The sequence below is a fragment of the Micromonospora sp. NPDC051296 genome (assembly GCF_040682255.1).
Taxonomy (GTDB): Bacteria; Actinomycetota; Actinomycetes; order Mycobacteriales; family Micromonosporaceae; genus Micromonospora; species Micromonospora craterilacus.
Map to the genome: position 1 here is coordinate 1 of NZ_JBFBAO010000460.1, position 4,761 is coordinate 4,761.

Below are 4,761 nucleotides of genomic sequence, written 5' to 3' on the forward strand. Positions count from 1 at the left end.
TGGCAGGCGTAGATCAGGTCGAAGCCACCGATCCACAGGCCGACGGCCGCGCCGAGCAGGAAGGCCGGCCAGGAGCCGGCGAACGTGCCGGTCACCGCGAGCCAGGCGCCGACCGGGCCGACCGCCTGGGCGACCGCCAGGATGGCGTGCGGCCAGTTGGTGAACCGCTTGCCGTACGGGTAGACGACCAGCGGCACCACGGCGAGCGGTGCGAGCGCCAGGCAGAGCGGGTTGAGCAGCGCGGCGGCGGCCAGGAATACCACGAGCGCCACGCCCGCGCCGGTCCAGGCCGTACGCAGGCTCACCGCCCCGGTCACCAGTTCCCGGTTGGCCGTACGCGGGTTCCGCGCGTCGATCCGGCGGTCCAGGATCCGGTTGGCGGCCATCGCGAACGTCCGCGCCCCGACCATTGCCACGGTGATCAGCAGCAGGTCGAGCCAGCGCACCCGCCCGCCGTTGACCTGCATCGCGGTCAACGCCGACAGGTACGCGAACGGCAACGCGAACACCGAGTGCTCGATCGCCACGAGTTTGAGGAAGGACTTCACGCGCCCGGGGCGCGCGGCCGGCTCCACGGCGGCAGCGGTCGCCATCAGATGCCGTACTCCGTCCAGCGCTTGTCGACCAGCGAGGCCACCTCGGGGGACATGATCATCTCCTCCGGCCAGCCGCGGGTGTAGCCCTCGCTGGGCAGCTTGCGGGTGGCGTCGATGCCCGCCTTGCCACCCCAGAACTGCTGGTACGACGAGTGGTCGAGGTGGTCCACCGGCCCCTCGGTGAGCAGCAGGTCCCGGGCGTAGTCGACGTTGCCGAAGGCGCGGAAGGCGACCTCGCGGTAGTCGTGCACGTCGCAGTCCTCGTCCACGATCACGATCAGCTTGGTCAGCGACATCATGTGTGCGCCCCAGATCGCGTTCATCACCTTCTGCGCGTGCTTCGGGTACCGCTTGCGGATCGACACGATCGCGCAGTTGTGGAAGACCCCGGCGGCCGGCAGGTCGTAGTCGACGATGTCCGGGATGAGGAACCGCAGCAACGGCGCGAAGATCCGCTCGGTGGCCTTGCCGAGGCCGTGGTCCTCCTGCGGCGGCTTCGAGGTGACGATCGAGTGGTACACCGGGTCGCGCTGCATGGTCATCGCCTCGACGTGCAGCACCGGGAACGGCTCGACCGGGGTGTAGAAGCCGGTGTGGTCGCCGAACGGCCCCTCCGGCAGCCGCTCGCCCGGCTCCAGGTAGCCCTCCAGCAGCACCTGCGCGTGCGCCGGCACCTGGAGGGGCACGGTCAGGCAGTCGACCATCTCCACCCGCTCGCCGCGCAGGAACCCGGCGAACAGGTACTCGTCGATGTCGGCGGGCAGCGGTGCGCTCGACGCGTAGCTGACCACCGGGTCGCAGCCGATCGCGATGGCGACCGGCAGCCGCTGGCCGAGCCGCTCGGCGACGGCGTGGTGCGCGGTGGAGTTCTTGTGGATCTGCCAGTGCATGCCGAGGGTGTTGTGGCTGTGCTGCTGGAGCCGGTACAGCCCGAGGTTCCGCTTGCCGGTTTCCGGGTGCTTGGTGTGGGTCAGTCCGAAGTTGTGGAAGATCCCACCGTCGCCCGGCCACACCTGGAGTCCGGGTAGCCGGTTCAGGTCGACGTCGCCGCCCCGGTAGACCACCTGCTGGCAGGGGGCGGTCTTGACCTTCTTCGGCGGCATCGACTTGAGCTGCATCACCTTGCCGAGGCCGCCCATCATGCCGGAGAAGCCCATCGGCAGCTCCGGCTTGAGCATCTCGCCGATCCGGTTGCCGATCTCGTCCAGCGACTCGACGCCGAGCGCCATCGCGGTGCGCTTCTCGGTGCCGAACAGGTTGATCGCCACCGGCATCTCGCCCCGGGTGGGCCGCTCGAAGAGCAGCGCCGGTCCGTCGGCCCGGACCGTCCGGGTGACGACCTCGCTGATCTCCAGCGTCGGGTCGACCGGTACGCCGACGCGGCGCAGTTCGCCCTGGCGCTCCAACGCCGCGAGGAAGTCCTTCAGATCCGTGTACGGGAACCCACGAGCCGCCATGTCAGCAAGTCTCCCCCACCCCCCACCTGCCCACCCACGCCGGGTGCTGTGAGGTGAAAGGAAGGGCCCCTTATTAACGCCTCCGGTAGAGCACGGGCCCCCTGTTAACACGCGACGGGCCCCCGGCATGGACACGAGCCGGCCGGGTAGTCGAGCGACTCGACGAGAGCGGAGGGGGCGACCATGGGTGACGGGCGGGTTCCGGAGGGGTTCGCCGAACAGCGGACACAGGTGGGCGACGTCGCCGTCAACTACGTCCGGGGCGGCAGCGGTCCCACGCTGGTGCTGCTGCACGGTTATCCGCAGTCCTGGTACATGTGGCGCCACGTGCTGCCGGAGCTGGGGCGGACGTTCGAGGTGATCGCGCCGGACCTGCGGGGCTTCGGCGGCAGCGACGCCCCGTCCGGCGGCTACGACAAGAAGACCCTCGCGGGTGACCTGCACGGACTGCTCACCAGCCTCGGCCTGGACCGCGACCTCCGGCTGGTCGGCCACGACATCGGCACCATGGTCGCGTACGCGTACGCCGCGGCTCACCCGGACCGGGTGACCCGGCTGGTGCTCAGCGAGGCGCCGATCCCCGACGAGAGCATCTACACCTTCCCGGCGCTGACCGCCGCCGGCCCGGCGGTGTGGAACTTCGGCTTCTTCAGCCTGACCAACGGGCTGCCGGAGCAACTCGTCGCCGGCCGCGAGACGCTCTGGGTCGACCGGTTCACCGACTCGCTGATGATCCGCAAGGGCAGCCTGGACGCGACGGACATCGAGGAGTACGCCCGGCACCTACGCGACGAGGCCCACCTGCGGGCGAGCTTCGAGTGCTTCCGCGCGTTCGGTCAGGACGTCGCCGACAACGCCGGTTACCGGAAGTCGAAGCTGACCATGCCGGTGCTCGCCATCGGCGCACAGGCGAGCCTCGGCGGCCAGGTGGCCGAACAGGTCCGCCAGTACGCCAGCTCGGTAACCGGCGAGGTCGTCCAGGACAGCGGCCACTGGCTCTTCGAGGAGCAACCGAAGGAACTCGTCGCCATGCTGTTGCCCTTCCTCCAGGGCTGACGGGCCGTCAGGCAGGCTGACGGGCCGTCGGGCAGGTCAGTGGCCGCGGGCCAGCGCCACGAACGCCCGCCAGGCGGCCGGGCCGAAGATCAGCACGGCACCGTCGCGGTCCTTGCTGTCGCGTACCGCGACCACGCCGGGAAGGTTGTCGGCCACCTCGACGCAGTCCCCGCCGTTGGTGCTGCTCCGGGTGCTGGTGCGCCACCGGGCGCCGGTCAGCTCCATGACTCCGCCACCTCCGTCATCAACTCGATCGACTGCCGGGGCGGCAGCGCCTCGCCCTGGATCGCCTCCCAGGACGCCCGGATCGCCAGCACGTCCTCGGTGTGGTCGATCACCTGGCCCTTGAGCTGATCATCCAGGTAGCCGACGTCCTCCCCGCTGGGAAGGGTAGCCAGCACGAAGGCCCCGACGCCCGCCGCTCCACCTCCTCCTCGTCGAACAGGCCGACGCTGCGGAACAGCGCGCGGGCATACGCCGAGGTCTGCAACAGGCCCGGCACCACCATTGGCTCGTACGACCGCAGTACGGTCGCCTGCCGCTCGTTGGCCTCCCACTCCCGCATCCACTGCGGCGACCGGAGCCGGGCCAGCATCCGGGCGAACGCGCCGCCGGTGTCGAGTGCACGTCCGCCAGATCCCAGAAGTCCCCCTTGAGCCCGCAGTAGACACGACACGGCGCGTCCCGGGGGCATCGAAATCGAGATCTTGGAAAGTTGCCGTTCCGCGCTGACGGCAACTGTCCAAGATCTCCTCAAGAGCGGCGAAAAGCGGCGGGATATCTCACTGGCTCTGGGCCAAGTGCCGCCGGGACGGGCAGGCTTGGCGCATGTCGGACGCCTACCTCGTCGGCGACCCGGACGGGTTGTCGCCGCTACTGACCCGCCTGCGCGACGCGATCGCCCGCGAGCTGCACGCGCAGCTCGCGATGCGCGCCGAGCGCATCGAACTGGCCGACGTGCCCGAAATCGCCTACCAGGTCACCTTGCGCGTCGACGAAACCCTGAGCCAGCGCCGCCCGGGTTGAAGCCCGCAGATCCCTCGTCACAGACCGCCGTACGAGTGCAGGCCCTCGAAGAAGATGTTCACACCGAACAGGTTCATCAGCACGGTCAGGAAGCCGAGGATGGCCAGCCAGGCGGTCACGTTCCGCTTCACGCTCGGTGTCGCCCGGGCGTGCAGGTAGCCGGCGTACACCACCCAGGAGATGAACGACCAGGTCTCCTTCGGGTCCCAGCCCCACGGCCGGCCCCAGGCCGCCTCGGCCCAGATCGCCCCGGCGATCACCGCGAAGGTGAAGAGCGGGAACGAGAAGGCGTGCAGGACGAAGGTGAGCCGCTCCAGGCCGGCCGCCGCCGGCAGCCGCTTCGCCAGGGTGTACGGGAAGCTGCGCTTGCCCTGCTCGTAGCCGGCCCGCATCAGGTACGCCACCGCCGGCACCACGCCGAGCAGGAACAGCCCGGAGGCGAAGACGACGGTCGACACGTGCACGATGAACCAGTACGAGTTGAGCGCCGGCACCAGCGGCACGATCGGCGTGTAGAGCACCAGTTCGGCGGTGGCCACCAGCAGCACCATGACCAGGGTCAGGAAGAGCCCGAGGCGGCGCAGCGACGGCATCTTCACCAGCACCACCAGCCAGGCGGCGACACC

Annotated in this window: 8 protein-coding genes; 2 read left to right on the forward strand and 6 right to left on the reverse strand. The window is 69.8% G+C overall.

Going from position 1 to position 4,761, the window contains the following annotated elements; all coding sequences use genetic code 11:
* Together AB0M52_RS30780 and AB0M52_RS30785 are read right to left on the reverse strand one after the other, a co-directional pair.
* Positions 1-593, reverse strand: a 593-nt coding sequence (locus AB0M52_RS30780) for a UbiA-like polyprenyltransferase (RefSeq protein ID WP_363960984.1), incomplete at its 3' end; no start/stop codon positions are given.
* Positions 593-2,053 (reverse strand): menaquinone biosynthesis decarboxylase, encoded by a 1,461-nt coding sequence (locus tag AB0M52_RS30785; RefSeq protein WP_363960986.1) that lies wholly within the window; start codon positions 2,051-2,053, stop codon positions 593-595. The genes AB0M52_RS30780 and AB0M52_RS30785, both read right to left, overlap by 1 nt.
* Positions 2,054-2,236: 183 nt before the next feature.
* Here AB0M52_RS30785 and AB0M52_RS30790 point away from each other — a divergent pair, with 183 nt between their 5' ends.
* Positions 2,237-3,109 carry an alpha/beta hydrolase gene (locus AB0M52_RS30790; RefSeq protein ID WP_363960988.1) on the forward strand — a complete coding sequence of 291 codons (873 nt, stop codon included), beginning with the start codon at positions 2,237-2,239 and terminating at the stop codon, positions 3,107-3,109.
* A gap of 36 nt (positions 3,110-3,145) precedes the next feature.
* Here AB0M52_RS30790 and AB0M52_RS30795 read toward each other — a convergent pair whose 3' ends face one another.
* From AB0M52_RS30795 to AB0M52_RS30805, 3 genes are read right to left on the reverse strand one after another with little or no spacing between them, the layout of a single operon-like run.
* On the reverse strand, positions 3,146-3,334 hold the full coding sequence (locus tag AB0M52_RS30795) for a DUF397 domain-containing protein (protein ID WP_363960990.1): 189 nt from the start codon (positions 3,332-3,334) through the stop codon (positions 3,146-3,148).
* A complete protein-coding gene (locus tag AB0M52_RS30800) occupies positions 3,325-3,510 on the reverse strand; it encodes a Scr1 family TA system antitoxin-like transcriptional regulator (protein WP_363960992.1) in 186 nt (61 codons plus the stop codon). The genes AB0M52_RS30795 and AB0M52_RS30800 overlap by 10 nt, the downstream gene beginning before the upstream one ends.
* Positions 3,444-3,803, reverse strand: a complete 360-nt coding sequence (locus AB0M52_RS30805; RefSeq protein WP_363960994.1) for a Scr1 family TA system antitoxin-like transcriptional regulator — start codon at positions 3,801-3,803, stop codon at positions 3,444-3,446. The genes AB0M52_RS30800 and AB0M52_RS30805 overlap by 67 nt, the downstream gene beginning before the upstream one ends.
* A 134-nt stretch (positions 3,804-3,937) precedes the next feature.
* Here AB0M52_RS30805 and AB0M52_RS30810 point away from each other — a divergent pair, with 134 nt between their 5' ends.
* Entirely contained in the window at positions 3,938-4,135 is a 198-nt protein-coding gene (locus AB0M52_RS30810; protein ID WP_363960996.1) for a hypothetical protein, read from the forward strand.
* Between the two features lie 17 nt (positions 4,136-4,152).
* On the opposite strand, the gene ccsB is transcribed toward AB0M52_RS30810, so the two are convergent.
* Positions 4,153-4,761: c-type cytochrome biogenesis protein CcsB (gene ccsB, locus AB0M52_RS30815; RefSeq protein WP_363960998.1), on the reverse strand; the 609-nt coding region annotated here is incomplete at its 5' end.

Bases quoted from the DNA above. Each gene is read 5' to 3' on its own strand.
- AB0M52_RS30785 (WP_363960986.1), bottom strand. From the start codon at position 2,053: ATGGCGGCTCGTGGGTTCCCGTACACGGATCTGAAGGACTTCCTCGCG.
- AB0M52_RS30790 (WP_363960988.1), top strand. From the start codon at position 2,237: ATGGGTGACGGGCGGGTTCCGGAGGGGTTCGCCGAACAGCGGACACAG.
- AB0M52_RS30795 (WP_363960990.1), bottom strand. From the start codon at position 3,334: ATGGAGCTGACCGGCGCCCGGTGGCGCACCAGCACCCGGAGCAGCACC.
- AB0M52_RS30805 (WP_363960994.1), bottom strand. From the start codon at position 3,803: ATGCCCCCGGGACGCGCCGTGTCGTGTCTACTGCGGGCTCAAGGGGGA.
- AB0M52_RS30810 (WP_363960996.1), top strand. From the start codon at position 3,938: ATGTCGGACGCCTACCTCGTCGGCGACCCGGACGGGTTGTCGCCGCTA.